Genomic DNA, 24,916 nt, shown 5'->3' on the forward strand with positions numbered 1-24,916 from the left:
CTTGTTCTTTACTCAACAAACAACGTAGCAGCAACCCGATCGGCGAAGAGTTTGCCCGCACCGGTCAGTTGCAGACGATCATTGCTATTGCGGATAAGCCAGCCCGACGCGTACATAGCTGCCAGGTCATGCGTTTGCTTTTGGGCGAAGTCCTCCCCAAGTAAGGTAGTTAATTCACTAAGTGAACACCCCCACTGGGTTCGCAAACCCGTCAACAGGTATTCATTTACCTGATCAACAACAGTTAATTCTTCCACTTCGGCGGGCAGTCTTCCCTGCCTGATCTCGGCGATGTAACGAGCGTTGTTCGCTACGTTATATTGCCGCGAAAAACCATTGTAGGAATGGGCGCTTGGTCCTACGCCCAGATACGACCGACGTTGCCAGTAAGCCGTATTATGGCGGGCATATTGCTCAGGTCGCGCAAAATTCGAGATTTCGTAATGTTCGTAGCCCTTGTCAGTCAGCGCTTTTGTCAATTCTTCGAACTGTTCGGCAGCCAGAGATTCATCCGCGGGCGGGAGTTTACCCTTCTTTTGCCACCGTCCGAAGGCCGTATCAGGTTCAATAGTCAGTGCATAGGCCGACAAGTGTGGTACGTCGAGTGCGAGTGCTTTTTGCAGGTCCGTTTGCCAAAGCGTTTTTTCCCGATTCGGAATACCATAAATCAGATCAACGCTCATGTTCTCGAAACCGGCCTCTCGTGCCTGCCAAACGCAGCTTTCGGCTTCAATAGCGGTGTGGGCGCGATTCATCCAGCGGAGCGTAGCTTCGTCAAATGTTTGAATCCCAATGCTCAGGCGGTTGACGTATCGACGGAGCATGTGGAGTGTCTCCACCGACAAATCATCAGGATTGGCTTCGAGCGTGATTTCGGCTGTGGGCGAAACCGTAAAGTGGGTACGTATCGTCGTAAAAATCTGTACTAATTCGGCCTCGGTCAGCAGGGAAGGTGTCCCCCCACCGAAATAAATCGTCTCTAGGCTTTTAATGGGCAGGTAGTCTTTTTGCAGGATTATTTCCTGACACAGCGCGTCGACCAACGACGATTTCTGACTCAGGCTCGTGCTAAAATGGAAGTCGCAATAGTGACAGGCCTGTTTACAGAACGGTATGTGCAAATAGAGGTGCATCAACGTAATGACAACAAAGTCAGGCGATGGGTTCCTTTGCAAGGCCCTCTGTAGAATGATAGCCCGTTCGTAGTTTAGAATACGAGTGCAGACAGCATCAATCAGGCCGTTGGGACATCAGTCCAACCAGGAATTTGTCCACGAAAACGACTGCGGGCAGGGCGATCAGTGCCTTTTTTCGTGATGTTAGAAAGAAGAACGTCGTAGATTCCCGTAGGGAATTTCTATCGGTCGGTATTATCGAAAGGATTACGTTTACGGCAGAACAAGCCTTAATCGTCTGGGCATTTCTTGCAACGCTTGCCCTTTTTGTACTTCTTGCAGCACTTCTTCAACACGCACTCATGTCCCAGAAATGGGTTAGACTGAATCAGTGATTTTGATTCAGCCAATGGAGTAAGGCAATCAGAAGAAATTGATTCGGCAGTCATTCTAGCTTGTTGTTTACGGAGACAAAGATAAGTTATTTAGATTTATTACAAATTAAATTTGTGAGAAAAATCGTATTTCTCTTTTTCTAAGTTACCAACAATGACCTTGCCCTCAGGCACACGTTCTGGCTATGATTAAGTTGATATTTTTCAAAAGTCGGTAACTGGAATATGACAAATAAAAAAGTCGTCAGGATGCAGACCAAATGCATCCTGACGACTGACTAAACTAAGGTTCTTATTCGCTGATTTCGCCCGTCAGGTATAACTGTACCTGCCCCGAAATATCAACCCTGTTCGGACTGGCATGGTCATTGAGTTTGCAACGGAGGTAACCGCCCCGTTTAGAGAGCTGACGCGCAATAAGGTCATTTTTACCAAGTTTTTCGGCCCAATACGGCACCAGCGTTGTATGGGCTGATCCCGTTACCGGATCTTCATCAATGCCTACCTGTGGCCCAAAAAATCGGGACACAAAGTCAACTCCGGAATCAGGGCTACCCGGCGCGGTCACAATGATACCCCGAGCCGGTACGGTACTCATTTCGCGAAAATCTGGAGACAAGGCTTCGATCTGCGCCTGATTTTCATAAATCAACATGTAGTCGGTTTTGCCTTTGTAGACCGCCAGTGGTTTCTCGTGAACGCTGGCAAGAAGGGCGGGCGGTTGCAGGTTGGCTTTTTGCACTATATCGGCGGGGAAGTCGAGCGTCAGCCAGCCATCACTACTCCGGCAAACCTTCAGTAAACCACTGCGGGAATCGAAAAAAATCTGATCATTCGATTCATCATCTGCGGGTACCGCACCTGCCTGATTTTTTTCCAGGAAAAAAACGACATATCCAGTAGCTAACGTAGCATGCCCGCATAAGTCTACCTCCAGGGAGGGCGTAAACCAACGAATGTGGTAGTGAGCTTCACCTGTTTTTACGTAAAAGGCCGTTTCAGCAAGGTTGTTTTCAGCGGCTATTTTCTGCATCTGTTCGTCGGGGAGCCATTCTGCCAACGGAACAACAGCTGCCGGATTCCCGGCAAACAGCTTGTCGGTAAAGGCATCGAGTTGGTAAATACGCATGTGATTTTAGGGTGTGCACCTAAGCACGCTTATGAAGTTAGGAATAGTACTCTTGGGTCTGCAAGGCATCGAACGTATCGATCGAGAATGCCGTTAACGAAGGCAATTTAATCGTGGCAATGGAAAATTTAGCGTCATCATATTCAAAAGCTGCCGGGACAGCCACCACACGCATACCAGCGTCATACGCTGATTTTAATCCACTTCCCGAGTCTTCAAACGCCAGACAATTAGCGGGTGATACATGCAGTTTTCGAGCCGTACCCAGATACACGTCTGGAGCGGGTTTATTGTGAGCCTCCAGTGTAGCCGAGTGCCAGAGCGTCAGGGCATCACGAATACCCAACCGGGTCACAACAACCTCAATCAAACTCATGGGCGAGGCCGAGGCAATGGCAGTCGGGATGCCCCGACTAGCAAAAAAATCCAGGGTTTCCAGGGCGCCCGGCATGGGCTCGGCCATCGTGGCAATACGTTCATGAACGCCATCAGTAATCGCGTCGGCAAGATCCTCATGGGTGCGACCCGCTGCCGCCTGCTCCGTCCAGGGAGCCCGGGCAAACCAATAACGCACTACTTCCAGTATTGGCAATCCAGTTGTTTGTTTGCATTGGTCGTCAGTTAAGGATAGGCCAACCGTATCAAACACAACCCGTTCCATAGCTCGCCAGTGGGGTTCTGAGTCCACCAGCAGCCCATCCATATCAAATATTGCTGCCTGTATCAAAATTAAGGTATAAGTCTGTGAGTCAATTAAGTACTGAATTAGCCAGTCAATCTGTCAAGTACGCTTCTTTATAGTCACTAGCTGGCTGATTGACTGTTCAACTTTTTTTACACGTTAGCCTGACGAAATGGCTTTATGTCAATCGTGTCCCAAACGCCCTGCACAATGTACGGATCAGTATGTAGATACGTCGTTAACTCATCTTCGGTTTCCAGATTGAGGATGAGCATCGAACCAATCATGTTTCCTGCTGGGTCAAGAAGTGCCCCACCGAGCAAAAATTTACCGGCTGCTTTCAATTGGCCAACATAATCAATATGAGCAGGACGAGCGGCCATACGCCGATCAAGGGCATTGGCATGATCGTAGGCATAAATAACATAGTGCATAGATGCTCCGAAGAGTTTTAAGTAGGCAAGATACCATCTTTCAGTTATTTGCCATAAATCTGGTTAACTTCATCTCATTTTTTTTAACAGAGTAACATAGTACCCGTCAGGTTATCGAGGTAAACAAAACAAGATTTCCCGGAAGTCAGTCCAATTTAATTATTTCTGCTTTTAACCTCTGACACAGTAGATTCCTTATCGATTCACAGTTGTTTGCCAATCAAAACGTAAGCAATTCGCCTTTTTCTACTAATTTCAGGCTTTCCGAAAAAGTTGTTCACTTCACTTCCTCAATGAAACACCTTTCTTGTTGGTCGCTTGCTCTATTGACGGCATCCGCCTTTGCCCAGTCCGTTCCAAAACCCACAGCCACCACTGCGGCTTCGCCACTCACCGTCGAAACGATTATGCAGGACCCCAAAACCTGGGTCGGGACGTCACCATCAAATCCCTTCTGGTCCGACGATTCGCGCACGCTGTATTTTAGCTGGACGCCCCCCGTCAACACAGACAAGGCCAAGAGCGACTCGCTTTATAAAGTAACGTTTACAGCTTCGGGCAAAGATAATTCGGCCAAAGGCAAAAAACTGGTGGCCTCTCAACCCGTAAAAGTTAGTCCTTCCGAACGACGCGCCTTGACAACAGGCCCCACAACAGCGTATAATCAGTCGTTTACACAACGCTTATTTGAGCGTCAAGGTGATATTTTCCTGGTTGATGTACGCTCGGGTACGATTCGGCAACTCACCAACACAGTTGAGATCGAAACAGATGCTGTTTTCTCCGGCGATCAGCAGCGCGTAGTATTCCGCAGAACCGGTTCCAATCTGTTCAGCATTGACCTTAAAACGGGCTTACTGACACAATTGACTGACTTTAAGCCGGGGGCCAAAAAAGCCGATCCCAAGCTAACCGATGAAGAGAAGTTCCTGAAACAGGATCAACTACGGCTGTCGGATGTGCTGGCGGAGCGGAAAGCAAAAAAAGACGCTGGAGAACGTATCAGCAAAGCGGATCGGCCCAAACGTCCGAAAGAAATTTATATGGACGACAAACAGGTCGCCGGTCTTCAACAAAGTCCCGACGGACGCTTTGTAACGTATCGGATGACCAAAAGTGCGACTAATGCCAAAACGGCTCAGGTTCCAAATTACATAACTGAATCGGGTTATACCGAGGAAATTCCAGCCCGTACTAAAGTTGGTGCCCCCCTGGCCAGTCAGGAGTTTTTTTTGTATGACGTTGCCAAAGACACCGTTCGTGCGATGAGCGTGAAAGATATTCCCGGCATCAGCGATAAACCGGCCTACCTGAAAACCGTCAGCAGCAGTGCGAAATCGGATACCGCCAAAAAAACGCGGCCTGTTACAATCAGTGGCCCCGTTTGGTCGCTCGACGGTAAATTAGCTGTCGTCACAATCCGGTCTTTGGACAACAAGGATCGCTGGATTATGCGTCTGGAGCCAGAAACATTGAAACTCACGCTGCTCGATCGGCAGCACGATGACGCCTGGATTGGCGGGCCAGGTATCAGTTTTGCCTCGGGCAATATGGGGTTTCTGGGTGATAATCAAACACTCTGGTACCAATCGGAGGCCGACGGCTATTCCCATCTCTACACGATTAACGTACTTACACCCGTCCTGAAAAAGCAGCTCACTTCCGGCAAATTTGAAGTGCAGCAGGTACAGCTTTCAAAAGACAGAACCCAGTTTTTCCTGCAGACGAATGAAGTTCATCCTGGTGAGCAGCACTTTTACCGGATGCCCGTAACTGGCGGAGAACGGATTCGCCTGACGACCATGGTAGGGGCTAACGACGTAACACTCTCGCCCGATGAAACCCGGATGGCGATTCGCTACTCGTCGACCAACCACCCCTGGGAAATGTACGTAGCCGATGTTCCTCAATCCTCGATAAGCATTAGCAAAAAACAGTCTGCACAACCAACTGATGTGCAGAATGCTGCCGTTAAACTAACCGATTCGCCTACCGAAAGCTTTAAACAGTATCCCTGGCGTGAACCAACGCTGGTGACCATTCCAGCCCGCGATGGACAGCCGATATACGCCCGGTTGTATAAGTCCACTAACCCAAGTGGAAAGTCCGTTGTATTCGTGCACGGTGCGGGTTATTTGCAGAACGCCCATAAGTGGTGGAGTTCGTATTTCCGGGAATATATGTTCCATAACTTACTGGTCGACAAAGGGTACACGGTGCTGGACATCGACTACCGGGGCAGCGCCGGCTACGGCCGCGACTGGCGTACTGGTATTTATCGGTACATGGGCGGCAAAGATTTAGAGGACCACGTTGACGCGGCAAAATGGCTAGTGCAGACGCAGGGCGTAGATGCCAAACGTATCGGTTTGTATGGCGGATCGTATGGTGGTTTTATTACGTTGATGGCCATGTTCACAACGCCCGACGTATTCAAGGCAGGTGCTGCGCTACGTCCCGTAACGGACTGGGCGGCCTACAATCACGGATACACAGCTAACATTCTGAACGAACCGCAGCTGGATTCACTTTCTTACCGTCGTTCGTCGCCCATCAACTTTGCCGAAGGGTTAAAAGGCCATCTGCTCATCTGCCACGGTATGGTCGATGTAAACGTGCATTTTCAGGACGCCGTCCGTCTGGCGCAGCGGCTCATTGAACTCAAAAAAGAAAACTGGGAACTAGCCCCCTACCCTGTCGAAGATCACGGCTTTGTGGAACCCACCAGTTGGATGGACGAGTACAAGCGCATTCTGAAATTGTTTGACGAACGATTGTGATTGATAGTACAAATACCGGATTTCAACCCAGTATTTAGTACCTAAAAAAGCCGGTCTGGATATCCAGACCGGCTTTTTTAGGTAAATATTCTATACAGATCAGTAAAAAAGGCCCCAATCATCCGGCGCATCGTTGTCTTTATCGAAGCCATTTACCCATTCAACAAACAGCAGTCGAAACTGCTCTATTTCGTCGCGAAGTACGTTTAGATAGGCTGTCGTGGCCAATTTTTCAGCTTTACAATAAGACGTTTGGGCCAGCAATTCACGAGCATGCATTTTGATGATTACTGCATTTTCCATTCTCAGAGTATAAAGATCTCCCCCTTCGGCTCCAACGATCTTTGGGGCCAGCATCATGGCGTTAGCCAGCATTTGCTCATGCATCATCAACACATCTTCTTCCTTATTGATGGTTTCGACAATAGCCTGGGTCAATTCCATTAACTCGTTGGCTTTGCGCAGGATAGGCAGGTTTTTGATCCGCCGATTTTCGGCTTCCATTTCAGCGCGAGCCTCTTCGGGATCATAGTCCTCGTCGAAACCATCCCAGTCCATAAAGCTGTCGTCGTCGTCTTCGTCGTCAAAGTTCATCGCAAAATGGGCAGAGGGGTTAACCATCTTCTGTTTGCCAAAGTAACACAAACGATTCCCAAAAACAAACCATTCCTGCCTAAAATCAGCCTCCTAGCTTAAGAATTAAGCGCAAATGGACACTCGTTTATATATAGCTGTTCAATCGCATCCAAGATCACTTACCAGTTAGTAAAGTTCGTAACTAAGCAAGCGCCCAGCATCTGGTTAAAGCTGCTGGAAGATATCCCCGGCAACGTAGCATCTGTCTCCAACACAAAAATACTAATGACTCATAATCCTGTTCTTAGCTATATCTGGTTGACTAAAAGCCCATACTAATATCCTAGCGACTCCACAACATACAGCCGCTTTTTCGAGAAAACACAGCAATAAATCGAACAAAAACGGGGGCAACCTGTATATTTGTTGGGTTAGTACCTGATTTTCCCACTGCATAGAATGACGTATTGTTTAGGAATTAAGGTTGCGTCTGGCTTAGTTGCCATTGCCGACAGACGACTTACCTCCGGCACTGAGGTATCATCAAATCGTAAAATTTCGGTTCATGAAGTCGAGAATCATTCGCTCTTTATTATGACCTCGGGTCTTCGCTCCGTCCGCGACAAGGCCATTACGTATTTTAAAGAAGTGATCTCCGAACGGGATCGATCATTCAACAAATTATACAAAGCGGTTAATGCTTTTGGGGAACAGGTGAAGCGAGTAGCGCAGGAAGATAAAGCCTCCATTATTGCCAGCGGATTGAATTTTAACCTGAATGCCATCGTTGGCGGTCAGTTAGAAGACGATGAAGAACACAAATTATTTATGCTGTATCCTGAAGGCAACTGGGTAGAAGTTGATCAGGGATCTCCCTTTAAAATTATTGGCAATTCTGGCTATGGAAAACCATTGCTATTTAGAAATTTATCCTACGAAACCAGCTTACCTGATGCGCTTAAGATCGGTTTTCTGGCGTTCGATGCCACCCGTGTAAGCGCCAACGATGTCGATTATCCACTGGACGTAGTGATCTACCCGAAAGACAGTTTCCACATGACTGAATATCGCCTTGAAAAAGAAGATATGGACGAAGTGTCGCACCAGTGGAGTGCCTTGCTGAGCAATTCGGTCCGAAAACTGCCTTCTTATTGGATGGACCCAATCTTCGAAAAAGTTCGCGCCGTTAAAAACGTCTGAAAAATGATGAATTATAAATGATGAATTACTGGTTTACTGACATTTATAATTCATCATTTATAATTCATCATTCCTCTCTCCATGCACCTGCACGTTCGGCACGCATCTGAATACACATACGATAGTCCTGTCGCCCTGGGTCCGCAAACACTCTATCTCTATCCAAGAGCTTACCCATATCAGCGATTGCTGAACTATGAGTTGGTTATTGATCCGAAACCAGCTAGGATCGTACGGAATATTGATGTCGAAGGAAATGTGCAGCAGTTAGTGTATTTTAACCGTCCGACCCGCCACCTGAACGTAACAGTTGAGATGCATCTCCAATCCGACGAGTTCAACTCGCTGGATTTTGTCCTGTTCCCCTTCGATACAAAGCGCGTACCATTCCGTTACCCCAAAGCGGTAGAAGAACTCCTCCAGCCCTACCTACAGCGCGTTGGCGTATCGGAGCGCGTTGAAAGCTGGGCTCAGCAACTGGCCACAGAAGCTAATGGGCAAACAACTGCATTTCTGCTAAAACTGAATAAGACCATCCGGGCGTTTACCTACGAGATTCGGGAATTAGGTGCTCCCTTTCCACCTGAGCAAACGCTGACGTTGCACAAGGGTTCTTGCCGGGACTATACAACGCTGTTTATGGCAGCCTGCCGGAGTCTGGGTATTGCCGCCCGCTTTGTGAGCGGCTATTTGTTTGGGAATCCCCAACAGGAGCATCAATTGCATGCCTGGGTGGAAGTCTATTTACCAGGCGCGGGCTGGCGTGGCTTCGACCCTACGGAAGGGTCTGTGGTGGTGAATCGACACATTTTCCTGACATCGACCGCCAAGCCCGAACTGGCGGCCCCCATTAGCGGCACATTCATCGGTCGGGCAAATTCAGTGCTTCGATCAGAATTGCTATTTATCTGAGGTTAACCCACTTGAACGTAAGTCAACACTTAAAACTATACTATATATCAGTTAACTAATTCCATCCACCAATAACGTACCAATAACTCATTCACTGACCTACTTACTAATTTGGCTGGCTGACTTACCAACTTACACACTATCTTTGCATACCTTATTAGAATACTTACCTAACCCATTACAGTGGCATTAATTAAGTCTATTTCCGGGATTAGAGGAACAATTGGCGGACGCAGTGGAAACGGGCTGACGCCTTTAGACGTAGTGAAATTTACAGCTGCCTTTGGCCAGTGGCTTCGGCAACGTAATCCTGACCTATTGTCGGTAGTGATTGGTCGCGATGGCCGGATATCGGGAGATATGGTGTCAAAATTAGTAGCTGCTACGTTACAGGGCCTCGGTCTGCACGTTATTGATCTACGCCTTTCCACGACCCCAACTGTTGAATTAGCTGTTCCGGGTGAAGGGGCTGCCGGTGGTATTATCATTACTGCCAGCCATAATCCGATTCAATGGAATGCCCTCAAACTTCTTAACGAAAAAGGCGAGTTTATATCCGAACAGGATGGCGCTGAAGTACTGGAAATTGCCGAGGCTGAAACCTTTGACTTTGCCGAAGTGCGTAAGTTAGGCCAGTATCGCGCCGACACAAGTTGGCTTCAGAAACACATTGACCAGATTCTGGCGCTGCCTTTAGTAGACCGTGACGCCATTGCCAAGCGTAATTTTCGCGTTGTTGTCGATGCAGTCAACTCCACGGGTGGGTTAGCCGTGCCGATGTTACTGGAAGCCTTGGGCGTCGAACAAATCACAAAATTACACTGCGAACCAACGGGCTATTTTGCTCACAACCCCGAACCACTTCCCGAAAATCTACGCGACATCATCAAGGAGATGACCAAAGGCAATGCCGACCTCGGTATTGTTGTCGATCCCGATGTAGATCGACTGGCGCTAATTTGCGAAGATGGTTCCCCTTTTGGTGAAGAATATACACTCGTGGCCGTGGCCGACTACGTCCTCAAAAACAGAGCGGCTGACGGTCATCCGGCAGGCAACACGGTTTCGAACATGTCGAGTACAGCAGCACTGCGTGATGTAACCCGAAAATATAGTGGACAACATTTTGCATCGGCTGTGGGCGAGGTCAACGTAGTGAATATGATGAAAGAAACCGGGGCCGTTATTGGTGGCGAAGGCAATGGCGGTATTATTTATCCCGATTTGCATTTTGGCCGCGACGCGCTGGTTGGCATTGCTCTGTTCCTGAGCCATTTGGCAAGACTTGGCAAGTCGGCGTCCATGATGCGCCGGACCTATCCGAACTACTACATTTCTAAAAATAAGATTGAATTAACGCCAGATATCAATGTAGACGCTGTGCTGGCTCGTATTCAGGCCAAATACGCTCGTAACCCAATCAACACCATCGACGGTGTTAAGATAGAGTTCGACAAAGAATGGGTTCATCTGCGTAAGTCGAACACCGAGCCCATCATTCGTATTTATTCTGAATCCGATACACTCGCTACAGCAGATCATCTGGCGGGAAAAATCATCAGTGATATTCGGGAGATGATTACGGAGAAGCGGTAGACTCCTTTCTTGTCTCGCCTATTTTTCACAAAAAAGCCTGACTCTATGTGTTAGAGTCAGGCTTTTTTATGCCGTTTTTTCAATTTTATCGATTCGATGAAGTCGTATTTAAATCATCTTCTTCATTCCGCCATCCGGTCGTTACGGCAGGCTCTGTTGTGGTGCCTGTTGTACCCAGATTTTCTACGTCAACGTTAGTGCTACGAACCGTATCCCGAATCGTTTCAACACGTTCGTTGACTTCCTTACCAACTGAAATTTCTTCCACAACTCTAGCCGTTTTTGAAACTACCGGCACTTCAGCATGTTCGGTCAGTTCAATTTGTCCTTCCTGGAAAGCATTTAGATCAGCATCTGTAGCTACCCTATTGACGGGCGTACGCTGAACAGTAACACGTTCCTCACGCAGCCGTAAACTTTCTTCGACAGGGCGCTCAATGATGCGGCTACGTATCCGAACGCCACCCGTTTCAACTTCGCGTTTACCAACTTCCAGATTTTCCTCAATCACCTTGATCGTTTGATCTGTGTCAGCTGTCAGGTCAGGATTCGTTGTACCGACATACGCATCACCACTTCCAGTTATGGTATCAGGCCGGGCCGTAGCACTACCATAACCATATTGCGTAGCCCGTTCGTCTACGTCAACGGCTCCATTATCATCAAGAATATCAGCTGCTTGTTTTGCTTCGTCCTCAGATTGGGCGTGAACGGTCACAATTGTGCTGCGACGACCTACTTCAGTGTGTTTTTTATACTCATCGTCGTCGTCATCAGCGCCAAACAGTGATTTAAAAAAACCACCAATGCTGTCACCCGTGTCTTTAACATCATCAACGACTTCTTCAGTTTTTGTACCCGATGTATTAACATGCCGGTCGGGGATACCCAACGTACTGTCGGTTGAATAGGCATCACTTGAAGAGGTATCGCTTACATTATTGGTCGACAGATCGATATTAGTACGTGAGAAACCTTCATTCACTAACTCATCTACTGCGTTTTGAGCTTCAGTTGAGCTATCGAAAAAGCCCACTACGGTTTGTTGTGCCATGATAATTACTGATTTAACGTTGAGAATTTTGTTTAACTGATTTATAACGAAGGCCTTTTAAGCCGGACGTTCGTGGTTAGGACCAGTCCGCTCTACTGTTATTTCTTCTTTCCGAAGTATAACTTCCTGCGTTTCCTGATCGGTGATTTGTCGCTTAGTAACGTGTACTTCCTCGACCAATAGGAGTCGTTTCTCCGTTACTAACACCTCGCGCAATACAGGGATAATCATCGTTTCTCCTTCATAGCGAACGCTGGGAGCTTCATCGACGTACTGATAGACGGCTACATGTTCAACGATGACTTCTTCACGAGAAACCGGTACGTCAACTGTTTGCGACTCTTCAATGACGTGCTTAGTAACCCGAACGGCTCCTGTTTCAATTACACGCTTGCCAATTTGTAATTGTTCCTCAATAACCGGAATAATGATTGGTTCCGCCCCCATCGAGTCTGCAAGCCGCTGCTCTGGCTCATCAGCCTGGAAATTCTGCTTAAACTCGTTGCTCATTATCTCTGAATGATTGCGGAAAACGCAAGTCTTTTACCTGATGTATAGCATAAAGGCTTTTTATGTCTATTTGTTCTATATTTTATATATTTTTTATCGAATGCGCCGATAGAGAACTTGATGATCTATTTCCTGATACTGCAAATTACTATTCGTATATACCTAAATTCTCTCCACTAGTCTAGTCTCCCATTCTAAACATTAACCGTTCAGTTTAGTAAGAAATAGATAGGCAATGGCGCTCATAACGGCACCTGATAGTTTAATAGACATTTTACATAAATGACTATCCCTGGCCCCTACTTTGTAGAATAAAATACTCAATAGTTTATTAATTCACTACATATATAGAATCTGCTATAAACATAAAATCTTCATAACCAATAACTTATTTCATATTGTGTGCATCTGGCACGTTTTTTAACCATTGATAAGCATCAAACGAATTCAAAATAATTAAGGATATGAGCTTTATTAGAGGAGTACTAGCAGGTCTGGCTATAGGTTATCTGACAGCACCACGTAGCGGTAAAGAAACCCGTGATAAATTAACCAAACAGGCCAATGATTTGCAGAGTCAGTGGGAAGAGGGTGTTGCTCAAGTGAAATCGCAGATCGATAGTTTAACTGGTAAGGCCGAAGCAAAGGTTGACCAGTATGCTGATAAAGCAGAAAACTACGCTAATAAAGCGGAGAACAAATTCGATCAATACAAAAACGAAGCCCAGTCGGCCTACAATAAAGATCACGCCAAAAGAGCCTACAATGATAAAGTAGACGATGCGGCTGATTCAACAAAGTCGGGCATTGATAACGTACAGGAAGCCCTGAAACTGAATTAATTCCAGTAGGTTTCAGTAAGTAAAATGGGAAGGGACTCGCCAACTTGGCGAGTCCCTTCCCATTTTACTTACTGATTTTTTCGGTCGGTTATCCGTCTAGTTTATTCCCACTCAATCGTAGCGGGTGGTTTCGAGGAAATGTCATAAACAACCCGGTTAACGCCTTTAACCCGATTGATGATTTCATTCGATATGTCGGCCAGGAACTCGTAGGGCAGATGCGCCCAATCAGCCGTCATACCGTCAACGCTCGTTACGGCACGTAGCGCGACTACACGCTCATAGGTACGTTCGTCGCCCATAACGCCGACAGACTGCACAGGTAGCAACATAGCACCGGCCTGCCAAACTTTATCATATAACCCTTCGCGCTTTAGTCCGTCAATAAACAGCGCATCAACCTGTTGTAGAATAGCGACCTTTTCGGCGGTGACATCGCCCAGAATACGTATCGCCAGGCCCGGACCGGGAAATGGGTGCCGCCCCAGAATTGCTTCGGGTAACCCCAGTGTACGTCCGACAAGCCGTACTTCATCTTTGAACAACGTATTGAGCGGCTCCACAACTTTCAACTTCATGAAGTCGGGCAAACCGCCAACGTTGTGGTGCGACTTAATCGTAGCCGATGGTCCTTTCACCGAAACCGATTCAATAACGTCGGGGTAAATAGTCCCCTGCCCCAGCCACGAAACGCCCTCGATCAAATGTGCCTCGTGATCGAATACGTCGATAAATGTTTTACCGATGGCTTTACGCTTGGCTTCGGGATCGGTCAGACCTGCGAGTGCTGCATAAAATTGATCTTTGGTATCAACACCTTTTACGTTCAAGCCCAACGTTTTGTAGGACTCCAGTACGCCAGAGAATTCGTCTTTCCGAAGTACGCCGTTATCGACAAAAATGCAGTACAGATTCTTGCCGATGGCCTGGTGAATGAGCATCGCTGCAACCGACGAATCGACACCACCCGACAGACCCAGCACGACTTTATCATCACCAATTTTCGCCTTTAGTTGCGCCACTGTCGTTTCAACGAACGATTCGGCTGTCCAGTCCTGCGCACAGCCGCATATGTCAACCACAAAGTTATGTAGCAACATTTTACCCTGCAGTGAGTGCGTTACCTCGGGGTGAAACTGAATCCCGTAGGTAGGCTCTCCTTCTACGTGAAAAGCTGCCACATGTACCGTATCGGTCGAGGCAATGATCCTGAAATTATCGGGCACACTCGTGATCGTATCGGCGTGCGACATCCAAACCTGCGAGTGCTGGTCGATGCCTTTCATCAGCGGGCTTTCGGCAATGACCGTGCCGAGTTTGGCACGACCGTACTCACGAATCGACGATGCTTTCACCTCGCCCCCGCTCGTGTGAGCCAGCAGTTGTGCTCCGTAGCACACACCCAGAATAGGCAACTTATGCCGAAAAGCAGCCAGATGCACATCGGGTGCATCGACATCGCGGACGGACGAGGGACTGCCTGAAAGAATAATGCCCTTCACATCGGGCGTAATAACAGGGAGATGATTAAACGGATGGATTTCGCAATAAACGTTTAGTTCGCGCACCCGGCGGGCAATGAGTTGGGTATATTGCGAACCAAAATCCACAATCAGAATTTGTTCGGTGGCCATGAATAGGTCTCTAAAATGCAAAGTTAGGGCATTTTTTGAATTTGCTGGCCCAAACACGTTTCGACTGTTCGCATTTGTCAACCGGCTGGAGCCTATTCGAACCCCTTAATGCGTCACTAAGACCCGCCCCTGTGCCAGTCCATCGCGGTGTTGTAGCGTGAGCAGATACGTACCAGCAGGCAACGTAGCGACAGAAAAAGAAAGATAGGAGCCATTCATTCGTTGGCTTTGGCGAAATACAGCCGCCCCGGCTTCAGTGTATACGGTCAGCGTTACAGCACTGGCAGCCCAGTTGGGAGGCAAACGTACCTGAACCTCATTGCCGGTAGGGTTTGGGTACACAACGGCAGGTAGATACCGTTCCTTTGGGGTGCCAAGGATCAACTGCATGGAGGCCGTAACAACCGGAGAGTAATCAGCTTCGGCCCGTTGATTCAGCGAACGAATGCGGTATTGATAGACCTTGCCCACTTGCAGCGAGTCAGCCCGATTCGCTGTTCGACGGTCATTGTAAGCCGTGACCGAACCCGGAATAAGGGCAATCTGCCTGAACGAATCTGTCGAATCAGCCCGTTCAATGGTCCATTGGCTTACATCGGCCGAGGTTGTTGTCCAGCGCAGTTCGATAGCACTCGTGTCTATTGGAATGGCCCGTAAATCGGTGGCGACTGGCAGAGGGGGAGCAATAGGAACCTGATAGAACGTAAGCGCCCGCATTCCCCGCCGATTGCGAATCACCGGGCCAACGTAGTATCCAATTTCGGCATCGGTATAAGACGATGGCAGGTAGGTCAGACTGCTGGCTGAAAGAGACTTTTTAAGTTTCAGAATCAATCGATTACCCTGATCCGTTACCGATTTGATAAATCCGGTTTCACCATTGGGATAATCGGTGTACACATAATCGGACAAGCTTTGGGCGTAGCGCGCCTTATTGACCGGATTGGTGAGGATCGTATCCGCGGGCCAGTGCATCACCTGCCCCGGTTCAAATTCAAGGGTGATTTCGTCCTGCTTCGGCGTGCTAAAAAACAATCGTTGTATGTTGGGCGACTGAATATTGCTGGTGTCCGTTGACCCATAAAAATCACGGGCCACAAGTCGATATAATTCCAGGCCAAACTGTAGGTAACCACTGTCGTTGTAGTGTACGCCCTGATAGCCCGGCAAACCAACCGTGGCTATCGGTTCATTATCGGCGAAGTTTTGTTTCGACAGCCGCTGATAATTACGTAGCGCCCCCGCCCGAATAAAATTGTCGACCAGCAGATTGAGCTGTGCGTGGTATACCTTTTTCAGCCCCGGATAATCCTGCTTCCAAAAGCTGTAAAGTTCTGGATAGAGTTTTATATATAGATCAGGCGTAGTAACGGCATCAGATTCACCCTGCCGCCAGATCATGGCTTTCACCTGCCTGGCAACACCCGCTTTTTGAGCCCGGTAAAGCAAGCGGCCATAAATCGTTCCCAGATTCGTGGGCTGATTACCATCTCGACTGGCATGTCGATCAATGCCCGTTGAGCCAACGGCTCCGTTCAGTATCGCCGTAGGGATTCCGTATTGTTCATTAATCTGGCGTTGCAGTTCAACCGCCCACAGGCAATTGAAGCCTTCGGTCGTATTGGTCAGGTACCAGGCCGTATCGGCAGGGTTGTAGGAAACATCGCCTTTATTTACGCCAAACGTACGGCAAAATTCACTGCGATAGAGTTTACCATCAAGGCCCCCCAGCGCGTTAGATTGCCCCATAATCAGGTACACATCGCCACAAACGATGCTATCGCGAAATGCCACCAGCACCGAATCGACCGGATTGGTCCGGTGAGCAAATAGTTGAAAGCTATATTCACTACGTTCCGCCTTGATGCTGGGTTTAAGCGCAAATCGGCCAGTCAGCGTGTCAGCGGCCTGGCGAACGTATTGCACGCGCTGCTGATTTCGCAGAACCACTAACGACACCGTTTTGACGTCGTTAACGGGTACGCGCCCGGAAATAGCCACCGTGCATTGATTCGTTTGATCGCGCGGGTAGAGCTGCAAGTGTGCAGGCCACTGATCGAGCGTAACAGCTATCTGTCCCCAACCAGTAATGGGCCCGAACAGGCTCAAAAACAGTGTGATCAGGAACAGACATTTACCGGTACGCATACGTATTCTCAATCGTCTCACCTGGAGTTACGGATATAATACGTATTTCTTCCGAATAAGTTTGTAGGCATTTAGCCCGGGTTCCCAACTTTTTCGGATCTTATCTTCCGAAACGCCCATCAATAGTTGTAGCCGGAGCTGGTCGGTGCCCGCCAGTCGGTCAATGCCATTATTCGCCAGAAAGAATTTGGATTTGTCGGTAGCTCGCTTGAAATAGTCAAAGAAGTAATCCAGCATCAGGCCCTTCTTCGAAATCGCAGCGTCCGACAAATCGACACCGTAGCAAAGTTGCCCTTCGAGGGGCGGATTCACCGCACCGGGTTTGTCTACGGGCGTAAACGTATACGGCCCATACTTTGTGTAAGGTGAGCCAATTACCTGAAACTGCTTGTCGGTTCCACGCCCAACACTGACGACCGTTCCTTCAAAAAAACAGAGCGATGGATACAGCAAAACAGCCTGCTGATTTGGCAGGTTCGGCGAGGGCGGCACGGGTAATACGTAGGGCGTTTGATGGGTGTAGTTTTTCAGCGGCACAACGGTCAGCGGACACGTTTTTTTGGTCGTTGCCGTGGACCCAGCCAGCCAGCCTTCGCCATTGATCATCCGGGCCAGTTCGCCAATCGTTAGTCCATACACCACCGGAATTGGATTCAGTCCTACAAACGATCTAAACTTTGGGTCCAGCACAGGACCATCTACGTAATGCCCATTAGGATTCGGCCGGTCGAGCACAATCATAGGCCTGTTGGATTCGGCACAGGCTTCCATAACGTAATGCATGGTACTGGTGTACGTATAAAATCGCGCGCCAACATCCTGAATATCAAAAACCACTACGTCCAGCGAATCCATCTGCGCCTGCGTTGGCTTCTTGTTTTTCCCATAGAGCGACGTAATCATGATGCCCGTTCGCGGGTCGCGCCCACTGCTGATTTCTTCGCCGTCCGTTGCCTGCCCTCGAAAACCGTGCTCAGGCGCAAAAATGGTTTTTATCGTTATGCCCCGCGTAATCAGACTATCGACCAGATGCGTGCGGCCAATTATGGACGTATGATTGACCACTAAACCAACCCGTTTTCCCTGGAGTGCAGGCAGGTAGAGGTTCATTTGGTCGGCGCCCGTCTGAATGGTAGGCTGCGTTGATGTACGGTTGGTCTGTGCGTTGCAAGCGCAAGTCAACACGAAAAAGCCAATAAAAAAGAGTTGACGAAACGAAGTCATAGCCGTGAGTAGGAAGAGCGTAGTGCAAAACTCTTATTTTTACGCTCCAGAACAAAACAGTTGTCAGTCAGGAGTCGTTAGTCAAGAGTCGTCGATCAGGAATATATGTGATTCGTCTTTGTCAGCTAACGGCAAATCCAGCGACCTGGTGTTGATCAGTCAACACCTGACTAACGACGCTTGACTACCGACTCATCTTGAACGTTCCCGTTTTTTTAGCTAGCAAGGTTCGCCACGCACCTCTGGGCAGTTTTTCGTCTACCGTCACCAAGATTGGTATTGCCAGCATTGCGCTTGGCCTCGGCATTCTGATTATCGCCTTTGCCGTTCTGTTTGGTTTCAAGAACTCGATTCAGCAGAAAATTTTTCTGTTTGGCGCTCACTTGCAGGTCAGCAAATTCACCAACAATTCGTCCTACGAAGAAACGGCGCTGGCGCTCAATACAAAACTTTATCAGGATAGTACCCGCATTCCCGGCGTTCAGCACATCCAGGCCGTTGCGTTAAAAGCGGGTATCCTCAAAACCAGTGAAGAGCTAACGGGCGTGGTGCTGAAGGGAGTCGGAAAGGATTACGACTGGAATTTATTCCAGGGTTCGATTGTAGCCGGAACCGTACCCGTCGTTGGGGCCGACACGGGTTCTGGCTCAACCCAGATTCTGCTCAGCCAGTACATGGCCAACCAGTTGAAGGTGAAAATTGGTGAAAGTGTGCCGCTCTACTTTCTGGAAAATCCACCCCGCGCCCGCAAAATGACCGTAGTAGGTATCTACGAAACGGGGCTGGAAGAGGTGGATAAAACGATCGCGCTGGGCGATATCCGACTCATTCAAAAGCTAAACCGCTGGGGGCGCGACTCCGTTGGAACCTACGAAATCTTCGTCAAGGATTTCAATAAATTAGCGGCTACTGAGCACTCCATATTTAACGTAATGACGCCCGAGATGCGCATTATTCGGGTGACGGATCAATACCGCCCGCTGTTCGACTGGATGTTGCTGCTAGACCGTAACATGATCATTCTGCTTGCCCTGATTACGTTCGTAGCCTCCTTTAATATGGTGTCGGTGCTACTGGTACTGATGGTGGAACGGACCCCGATGGTTGGGTTGCTGAAAGCTATTGGCAGTCCTAATGCGCTCATCCGCAGAATGTTTGTATTCGTCGGCCTGAACATGGTAATCTGGGGATTGGTCATCGGGAACGTAGTGGGACTGGGACTTTGCTTTCTCCAATACCGTTTCAAATTGATCCCTCTTGACCCTAAAAATTACTTCATGAACTACGTCCCGATTGTCTGGGACTGGCCAACGATTCTGGCCCTGAACGCAGCCGCAATTTTGCTCATCGCACTCGTTTTATGGGTCCCAACGATCATTATCAACCGGGTTCAACCCGTTAAGGCGTTGGCGTTTAAGAAGTAAATCAGATAATAAGCCTCACGATCAGTAAAATATCTCTCCATCTCTCGTGGTTCTTACTTTCATTATTTCTGTTCTACACTAAACCAATAAACATACATAAGCGTATGTAATAGAACATTAACACTAGCACAGTCGTTTACTTATGAATAAAAGTGGCTTTGCAATAAGGGAGAAATAATTGAAAAGCCATTGACTCGCTTGTTTCGCTGACTATGTATGCATGGTTAAATTCTTTATAATCTTCTGTTTCACGCCAACCTATGAACCTTCCTCTTTCTTTACCTGAGGAAAATAATCGACTGGATGCCCTTGATAGTTACGATATCCTCGATACGTTACCAGAACAGGAGTATGACGAACTAACTCAGCTTGCCTCTCAAATCTGTCAGACACCCATCGCTCTTATCAGTCTGGTCGATGACAAACGACAGTGGTTCAAGTCAAATCATGGACTTACGGTTCGAGAAACACCCCGCGCTTATTCATTTTGTGCGCATGCCATCATCAATCCATCTGAAACGCTGATCGTTCCAGATTCCCGGGAAGATAGCCGTTTTGCTCAGAACCCGCTGGTTACGGGCGATCCATACGTTATTTTTTATGCGGGTGTACCTCTGGTTGATGAAAATGGATTCGCTTTAGGTTCCTTGTGCGTCATCGACAATACGCCAAAACAGTTAAGTCAGGCTCAGCTTTCGGCACTTAAGATTTTAGCCAAACAGGTCGTTAATCTGTTAACCCTCCGAAAGCAGAATAAGGCATTAAAAGAGAACGAAGAGCGCCAACGTATCGAAATTGCCCAGCAAATTCAGATGCGGGCAGCCCTATCCGAAAGCGAAGCTCGTTTCCGATCATTACTTAAAGAAGCGCCCGTGGCTACCTGCCTGTTGGTGGGCCGGGATATGCATATTGAATTGGCCAACGATTTAATTCTTGGCTACTGGGGCAAAAACTCCTCTGTGATTGGCAAACCGCTGGCAGAAGCTATCCCTGAACTAAAGGGACAGCCTTTTCTGGACATTCTGGATAGCGTATTTACCACCGGCGAAACGTACATCGCCCAGAATATGCAGGCCAGCTTAGAGGTCGATGGCCTATTAGTCAATTACTATTTTGACTTCACCTATAAGCCGTTGCGCAATCAGACGGGCCAGGTTTATGGTATCATGAACATGGCCGTTGATGTGACCAGCCGTGTCGTTGCGCAGCAACAAATTGACGAAGCTCAGCAACAAATTCTCAGTTCGTTTGAACAATCGCCGGTCGCTATTGCGCTGATTGATGAGCAAGATCTGACGTTTCGCATGGCCAACCCGTTTTACGGCCAATTAGTGGGGCGTAGTCCAGAACAACTCGTCGGAAAATCCCTCTCATCCGCCTTACCCGAACTTCAGGGGCAGGGCTTCGATCAACTGCTGAACCAGGTCATTACGACCGGCGAACCGTACGTTGCTCACGAAACAGCCGTTGAGATTGTCCGCCAGAACCGGAAAGAAACCATTTATGTCGATCTGACGTATCAGCCCCGACGACAGGCCAATGGTCATGTATCGGGGGTTCTGGTCATTGCTACGGATATAACGGGCCAGGTTAGAAGCCGCCAGAAGCTGGAACAGACGCAGGAAGTGCTAAGTAGAGCAGTTGAGCTGGCGCAGCTAGGTAACTGGAGCATAGACGGCACCACTCATATACTCACGTTTGATGAGCGGGTGAGAGACTGGTGGGGGTATGAGGACAACATTATCGCGGACAAAGCATTTGCTCACGTTCATAAAGATGATCTTGACCGTGCACTAGCCGCTTTTGCCCAGATAACGAATCCCGTATCAAGTGATCGAGTTGAGATCGAGTACCGGGTTATCAATCCAAAAACAGGTCGAGAACGCATGCTACGTGTTGTCGCTCAGGCTTATTTTAGCCAGACCGGTCAGTTACTACGAATTGTTGGCACATCCTTGGATGTCACTCAGCAACGACTCCTACAGATCGAACTGGAACGCATGGTTGATGAGCGTACGCAAGAGCTAACCTTTGCCAATCAGGACCTCAAACGATCCAACGATAACCTTCAACAGTTCGCCTACATTGCCAGTCACGATTTGCAGGAACCACTACGTAAGATTCAGTCATTCAGTTCCTTACTAACTCAAAAATTCGATAATCAGCTAGACGAACAGGCACTGGATTACCTGCAACGGATTTCATCCGCTGGTTCCCGGATGTCTTTACTAATCAAAGATTTACTGACCTACTCACGCATCACGACCCGACAGCAGACATTTGGCCTGGTATCATTGAATACCATTATGGCCGATGTACTGGACACGCTGTCGTGGGAGATTGAAAAACGAAAAGCGCACGTCGAAGTAGATCAGCTAGCAGTCATTCAGGGGGATGAGTCCCAGTTAAGTCAGTTGTTCCAGAATCTCCTTTCCAACGCGATCAAGTTTACGCCCACAGGCCAGACGCCCAAGATTCAAATAGAGTGCTTTCTTCGAAAAAGGAGCGAATTACCAACCGATGTTCGTCCCACCAGCAATGCACAGGTATTCTATCAAATCAATGTCATTGATCAGGGTATAGGCTTCGATCTAAAATACCTGGATCGTATTTTCCAGGTGTTTCAGCGTTTACACGGGAAAAACGAGTTTCCGGGTTCGGGAGTTGGTCTTGCCATTTGCGAACGCGTTGTGGCCAACCACGGCGGGGGCATCACGGCGACTAGCCTTCCCGGCGAAGGCGCCACATTTTGTGTCTACCTACCTGGCTTAACGAAATGATGACTGTGCTATGTGTTGTGCACATACGCTAATCATCAACCGAATTCACAGGTAAAGCCAACAACCCAGCCTGGACCAAATCTATTGCGACTACGCTGTTATTACTAACTTTCCTGTTCATTAAAAGGCATACTAACTAATCCCAGCTCAATCAACTGTTTGTAAAGTACAACCAACAGTCATTTATGAGAGAGTTATATCTTTGCACTTTACCGTGGGCCGTATGCTACTAGAATAGGTTTACAAAGGGGAACAAAACTGATTATCAACATTTCCGTACCGCATTTTTTTATACGGGTACCATTTTAATGGCTGATAGCCTTGACCTTGGTGGGCTTGATTAGGCGTTTTATAGCATAAAGACGCATGCGGTCGTAGCGAATTGTAAGCACCAATGGCCTGCTCAACGGCCGTTTCGGCCATGCCAAAAGTAGGAAATCCCCGAAGATAAAAGTCTTCCTTTAAGGTCCGAAAAACCCACTCCGCTAACGCATTCTCGTTCGGATCACCCGACTCGGTCATACTAATGGTGATCTTCGCCTGGCGCAACCGATCCACATAGGCCCCCGAGCAATACTGAACACGGCACCGGCCGCCCGGCCCGATCCGAGTGAAGCGGTTGATCAGTTTGCCTATGCGTTTTCAACGCCATTTCTAAAGCCGCTACGGGCCCTTTTGCTTCTAACGTTTTGTGAAACGACCAGCCCACAATTTTACGCGAGTACGCATCCATAATTACCGACAAATAAGCAAAGCCAATGCCCACCCGAATGTAACTCAAGTCACTCACCCAGAGTTGACCAACCCGACTCGGTTTAAGTTCTTTAACTTGGTTAGGATACTTCTCCAAATCATGATCAGAGTCGGTGGTTTTGACTCTTGATCGTTTCTTGATCAATAACAAGCCGTTGACTTTTAGTAGGTTATGGAACCTATCACGCCCTAGCTTGATTTGATGAGAGGTTAGAAAGTCCTGCATCATTTCATACAATTTAGTCGTTCCCAAGCCCGCAACCTGCCTGCGCAATCGCCTAACTTCAGCCAGGACAATGGCTGCCTGGAAGCCCAGTTTTTCCTGACGCCGGGTAGCCGCATACTAGGCTTGTCGTGTCAACCCAAACAGCCCACATAACTGCTCCATGCCCACCAGGGGATAGCGACGAGTCAGTTGGTTGACTGTTTGGTTCGGACCGATTTCTATGATCTAAACAAGCGAATGCACATACTTTTCATCATGATTTCGGTCTTCTCGGACGCAGGCGAAAATTCGTAATACCAATTTATTACGGACGTTGTTGAGCACCGCTCCGGCGGCCCGGCAGCATTTTGTTTTTGCCTTCTTTAACTTTTCGCTGGTAGTAGGTTTTGAGTTGAGTGCAATGTTGGATAGCTGACATCGCACCTAAGTGGAGTAAAGACTTTACTTTTTTATTGGCCATATGACTTACCTGGGGTCGTCCTTTTCGCTGGCCTGAACTGCGTTCAAAAGGGACAACCCCTGCGTAACAGGCAAACTTTTTGGGATCAGTGATGGATTTGAATTCATTAGTAGTGACAATAATTTCAGCTGCTGTTGTCTGACTAATGCCAATTATAGAAGTGACCCGCTCAAAAAGCCGCTTGAGTTCAGGATCAGCTTGGGCCAACTCAACGATGGCTTTATCCGCCGATTTCAGATCTGCCTTCAGGGCTTTTAAAGAGCCAGCACAGATTTGTTGTTCAGCTTTGCGGTCCACTTTGTCAATGAAGCCTTTGGAATCAGTTAATGGTGTCTGTAGCTGTTTGATGACCTTGACTAAACGGGCTCGTTGGGCGGTCAATCGATCCAATTGGGCGATTACGGTACGTGGTGGGGTCCACAAGCGAGCCTCGTCGCGGTTTTTGTAAGCAAACAAAGCAATGCGTTTGGCATCGACTTGATCGGTTTTGCCGCGTGTCATACCCATGCTCTCTTGAATATGAACAGCTCGCTCCACCCATATATTAGTCGAGAGTTGGTGAAGCGCTTTTAATAAAGGGTTATTATAAATTCCCGTATGCTCCAGACAGAACAGACACTGGCCCATGGTTGCTTTGGTTTGCTGACGCAATACTTTGAGGAACCCCGTAATGCCTTTTTTGTCATTACTCACCTGCTGATGAAAAAGAACCTGGTTGGCTTTGGCAACGGCAAAATCGAGGGTTGCCTTAGAGACGTCAATACCAATGAAATAGTCAAATTGCATAACTTTACCGGGTAAGAATAATTGAGTTGGCCAACGTTTAGACACCTTCAATACCTTGCTAATGGGTCTCCAGCCCGCATTTCTATTTGAAGTCAGGGTCTAAAAATTCCGGCAGGGTCTTGAATCGGTCCATAGGTTGTGAGCCTTTCCGATGCGTTAAGGTAGCCCTGCCGGGTTGGTCGCTCACCGTTTGTGAGTAGCGTCAAGTTACACGACTCATCTTAGAATCGTACAACCGCTCAAATCTAAAGGCCGA

The 24,916-nt window shown here is 48.1% G+C and carries 19 protein-coding genes and 1 pseudogene; 7 read left to right on the top strand and 13 right to left on the bottom strand.

Going from position 1 to position 24,916, the window contains the following annotated elements; all coding sequences use genetic code 11:
• Positions 1–8: 8 nt before the first annotated feature.
• The 4 genes from hemW to BM202_RS28380 all read right to left on the bottom strand — a co-directional run bounded on the left by hemW (position 9) and on the right by BM202_RS28380 (position 3,755).
• Positions 9–1,133, bottom strand: a complete 1,125-nt coding sequence (hemW, locus tag BM202_RS28365; RefSeq protein ID WP_093832580.1) for a radical SAM family heme chaperone HemW — start codon at positions 1,131–1,133, stop codon at positions 9–11.
• A gap of 669 nt (positions 1,134–1,802) precedes the next feature.
• Positions 1,803–2,639, bottom strand: a complete 837-nt coding sequence (locus tag BM202_RS28370) for a PhzF family phenazine biosynthesis protein (RefSeq protein WP_093832582.1) — start codon at positions 2,637–2,639, stop codon at positions 1,803–1,805.
• A 37-nt stretch (positions 2,640–2,676) separates the two neighbouring features.
• Positions 2,677–3,366 carry a hexitol phosphatase HxpB gene (hxpB, locus tag BM202_RS28375; protein ID WP_093832584.1) on the bottom strand — a complete coding sequence of 230 codons (690 nt, stop codon included), beginning with the start codon at positions 3,364–3,366 and terminating at the stop codon, positions 2,677–2,679.
• A gap of 107 nt (positions 3,367–3,473) precedes the next feature.
• Positions 3,474–3,755 carry a YciI family protein gene (locus BM202_RS28380; protein WP_093832586.1) on the bottom strand — a complete coding sequence of 94 codons (282 nt, stop codon included), beginning with the start codon at positions 3,753–3,755 and terminating at the stop codon, positions 3,474–3,476.
• A 293-nt stretch (positions 3,756–4,048) separates the two neighbouring features.
• Here BM202_RS28380 and BM202_RS28385 point away from each other — a divergent pair, with 293 nt between their 5' ends.
• The gene (locus BM202_RS28385) at positions 4,049–6,535 is read left to right on the top strand and encodes an alpha/beta hydrolase family protein (protein WP_093832588.1); all 2,487 of its coding nucleotides are present in this window, start codon (positions 4,049–4,051) and stop codon (positions 6,533–6,535) included.
• Positions 6,536–6,634: 99 nt separating this feature from the next.
• Here BM202_RS28385 and BM202_RS28390 read toward each other — a convergent pair whose 3' ends face one another.
• Positions 6,635–7,129, bottom strand: a complete 495-nt coding sequence (locus tag BM202_RS28390; RefSeq protein WP_093832590.1) for a hypothetical protein — start codon at positions 7,127–7,129, stop codon at positions 6,635–6,637.
• 441 nt (positions 7,130–7,570) lie between these two features.
• Here BM202_RS28390 and BM202_RS28395 point away from each other — a divergent pair, with 441 nt between their 5' ends.
• From BM202_RS28395 to glmM, 3 genes are all read left to right on the top strand, one after another.
• On the top strand, positions 7,571–8,311 hold the full coding sequence (locus tag BM202_RS28395) for a proteasome-type protease (RefSeq protein WP_093832592.1): 741 nt from the start codon (positions 7,571–7,573) through the stop codon (positions 8,309–8,311).
• 81 nt (positions 8,312–8,392) lie between these two features.
• On the top strand, positions 8,393–9,223 hold the full coding sequence (locus BM202_RS28400; RefSeq protein WP_093832594.1) for a transglutaminase family protein: 831 nt from the start codon (positions 8,393–8,395) through the stop codon (positions 9,221–9,223).
• A 183-nt stretch (positions 9,224–9,406) separates the two neighbouring features.
• On the top strand, positions 9,407–10,819 hold the full coding sequence (gene glmM / locus BM202_RS28405; protein WP_093832596.1) for a phosphoglucosamine mutase: 1,413 nt from the start codon (positions 9,407–9,409) through the stop codon (positions 10,817–10,819).
• A gap of 85 nt (positions 10,820–10,904) precedes the next feature.
• Here glmM and BM202_RS28410 read toward each other — a convergent pair whose 3' ends face one another.
• Positions 10,905–11,873 carry a YsnF/AvaK domain-containing protein gene (locus BM202_RS28410; protein ID WP_093832598.1) on the bottom strand — a complete coding sequence of 323 codons (969 nt, stop codon included), beginning with the start codon at positions 11,871–11,873 and terminating at the stop codon, positions 10,905–10,907.
• A 57-nt stretch (positions 11,874–11,930) separates the two neighbouring features.
• Complete coding sequence (locus BM202_RS28415) at positions 11,931–12,383, bottom strand: YsnF/AvaK domain-containing protein (protein WP_245776817.1); 453 nt, start codon at positions 12,381–12,383, stop codon at positions 11,931–11,933.
• Positions 12,384–12,847: 464 nt separating this feature from the next.
• Here BM202_RS28415 and BM202_RS28420 point away from each other — a divergent pair, with 464 nt between their 5' ends.
• Complete coding sequence (locus tag BM202_RS28420; protein ID WP_093832600.1) at positions 12,848–13,225, top strand: YtxH domain-containing protein; 378 nt, start codon at positions 12,848–12,850, stop codon at positions 13,223–13,225.
• 101 nt (positions 13,226–13,326) lie between these two features.
• Here BM202_RS28420 and guaA read toward each other — a convergent pair whose 3' ends face one another.
• From guaA to BM202_RS28435, 3 genes are all read right to left on the bottom strand, one after another.
• On the bottom strand, positions 13,327–14,859 hold the full coding sequence (guaA, locus tag BM202_RS28425) for a glutamine-hydrolyzing GMP synthase (RefSeq protein ID WP_093832602.1): 1,533 nt from the start codon (positions 14,857–14,859) through the stop codon (positions 13,327–13,329).
• 105 nt (positions 14,860–14,964) lie between these two features.
• Positions 14,965–17,007, bottom strand: coding sequence for a sialate O-acetylesterase (locus BM202_RS28430; RefSeq protein WP_093832603.1), 2,043 nt, complete (start codon positions 17,005–17,007; stop codon positions 14,965–14,967).
• A 27-nt stretch (positions 17,008–17,034) separates the two neighbouring features.
• Positions 17,035–18,231, bottom strand: coding sequence for an exo-beta-N-acetylmuramidase NamZ family protein (locus tag BM202_RS28435; protein WP_093832604.1), 1,197 nt, complete (start codon positions 18,229–18,231; stop codon positions 17,035–17,037).
• 197 nt (positions 18,232–18,428) lie between these two features.
• Here BM202_RS28435 and BM202_RS28440 point away from each other — a divergent pair, with 197 nt between their 5' ends.
• Together BM202_RS28440 and BM202_RS38385 are read left to right on the top strand one after the other, a co-directional pair.
• A complete protein-coding gene (locus tag BM202_RS28440) occupies positions 18,429–19,655 on the top strand; it encodes an ABC transporter permease (protein ID WP_093832606.1) in 1,227 nt (408 codons plus the stop codon).
• A 260-nt stretch (positions 19,656–19,915) separates the two neighbouring features.
• Positions 19,916–22,435, top strand: coding sequence for a PAS domain-containing protein (locus BM202_RS38385; RefSeq protein ID WP_245776818.1), 2,520 nt, complete (start codon positions 19,916–19,918; stop codon positions 22,433–22,435).
• A 240-nt stretch (positions 22,436–22,675) separates the two neighbouring features.
• Here BM202_RS38385 and BM202_RS28460 read toward each other — a convergent pair whose 3' ends face one another.
• From BM202_RS28460 to BM202_RS28470, 3 genes and pseudogenes are all read right to left on the bottom strand, one after another.
• Positions 22,676–22,993 (bottom strand): integrase core domain-containing protein, encoded by a 318-nt coding sequence (locus BM202_RS28460; protein ID WP_143100774.1) that lies wholly within the window; start codon positions 22,991–22,993, stop codon positions 22,676–22,678.
• On the bottom strand, positions 22,959–23,417 hold the full coding sequence (locus BM202_RS28465) for a DDE-type integrase/transposase/recombinase (protein ID WP_143100775.1): 459 nt from the start codon (positions 23,415–23,417) through the stop codon (positions 22,959–22,961). The genes BM202_RS28460 and BM202_RS28465 overlap by 35 nt, the downstream gene beginning before the upstream one ends.
• A gap of 222 nt (positions 23,418–23,639) precedes the next feature.
• Positions 23,640–24,660, bottom strand: a pseudogene (locus BM202_RS28470) (IS110 family transposase).
• Positions 24,661–24,916: the final 256 nt, after the last annotated feature.

It is taken from the genome of Spirosoma endophyticum (assembly GCF_900112365.1).
GTDB classification, from domain to species: Bacteria; Bacteroidota; Bacteroidia; order Cytophagales; family Spirosomataceae; genus Spirosoma; species Spirosoma endophyticum.

Excerpts from the sequence above, each read along its gene's own strand:
- hemW (WP_093832580.1), bottom strand. The coding sequence starts at position 1,133 with ATGCACCTCTATTTGCACATACCGTTCTGTAAACAGGCCTGTCACTAT.
- BM202_RS28370 (WP_093832582.1), bottom strand. The coding sequence starts at position 2,639 with ATGCGTATTTACCAACTCGATGCCTTTACCGACAAGCTGTTTGCCGGG.
- BM202_RS28380 (WP_093832586.1), bottom strand. The coding sequence starts at position 3,755 with ATGCACTATGTTATTTATGCCTACGATCATGCCAATGCCCTTGATCGG.
- BM202_RS28385 (WP_093832588.1), top strand. The coding sequence starts at position 4,049 with ATGAAACACCTTTCTTGTTGGTCGCTTGCTCTATTGACGGCATCCGCC.
- BM202_RS28390 (WP_093832590.1), bottom strand. The coding sequence starts at position 7,129 with ATGAACTTTGACGACGAAGACGACGACGACAGCTTTATGGACTGGGAT.
- BM202_RS28395 (WP_093832592.1), top strand. The coding sequence starts at position 7,571 with ATGACGTATTGTTTAGGAATTAAGGTTGCGTCTGGCTTAGTTGCCATT.
- BM202_RS28400 (WP_093832594.1), top strand. The coding sequence starts at position 8,393 with ATGCACCTGCACGTTCGGCACGCATCTGAATACACATACGATAGTCCT.
- BM202_RS28410 (WP_093832598.1), bottom strand. The coding sequence starts at position 11,873 with ATGGCACAACAAACCGTAGTGGGCTTTTTCGATAGCTCAACTGAAGCT.
- BM202_RS28415 (WP_245776817.1), bottom strand. The coding sequence starts at position 12,383 with ATGAGCAACGAGTTTAAGCAGAATTTCCAGGCTGATGAGCCAGAGCAG.
- BM202_RS28420 (WP_093832600.1), top strand. The coding sequence starts at position 12,848 with ATGAGCTTTATTAGAGGAGTACTAGCAGGTCTGGCTATAGGTTATCTG.
- guaA (WP_093832602.1), bottom strand. The coding sequence starts at position 14,859 with ATGGCCACCGAACAAATTCTGATTGTGGATTTTGGTTCGCAATATACC.
- BM202_RS28430 (WP_093832603.1), bottom strand. The coding sequence starts at position 17,007 with ATGCGTACCGGTAAATGTCTGTTCCTGATCACACTGTTTTTGAGCCTG.
- BM202_RS28435 (WP_093832604.1), bottom strand. The coding sequence starts at position 18,231 with ATGACTTCGTTTCGTCAACTCTTTTTTATTGGCTTTTTCGTGTTGACT.
- BM202_RS38385 (WP_245776818.1), top strand. The coding sequence starts at position 19,916 with ATGAACCTTCCTCTTTCTTTACCTGAGGAAAATAATCGACTGGATGCC.
- BM202_RS28465 (WP_143100775.1), bottom strand. The coding sequence starts at position 23,417 with ATGATGCAGGACTTTCTAACCTCTCATCAAATCAAGCTAGGGCGTGAT.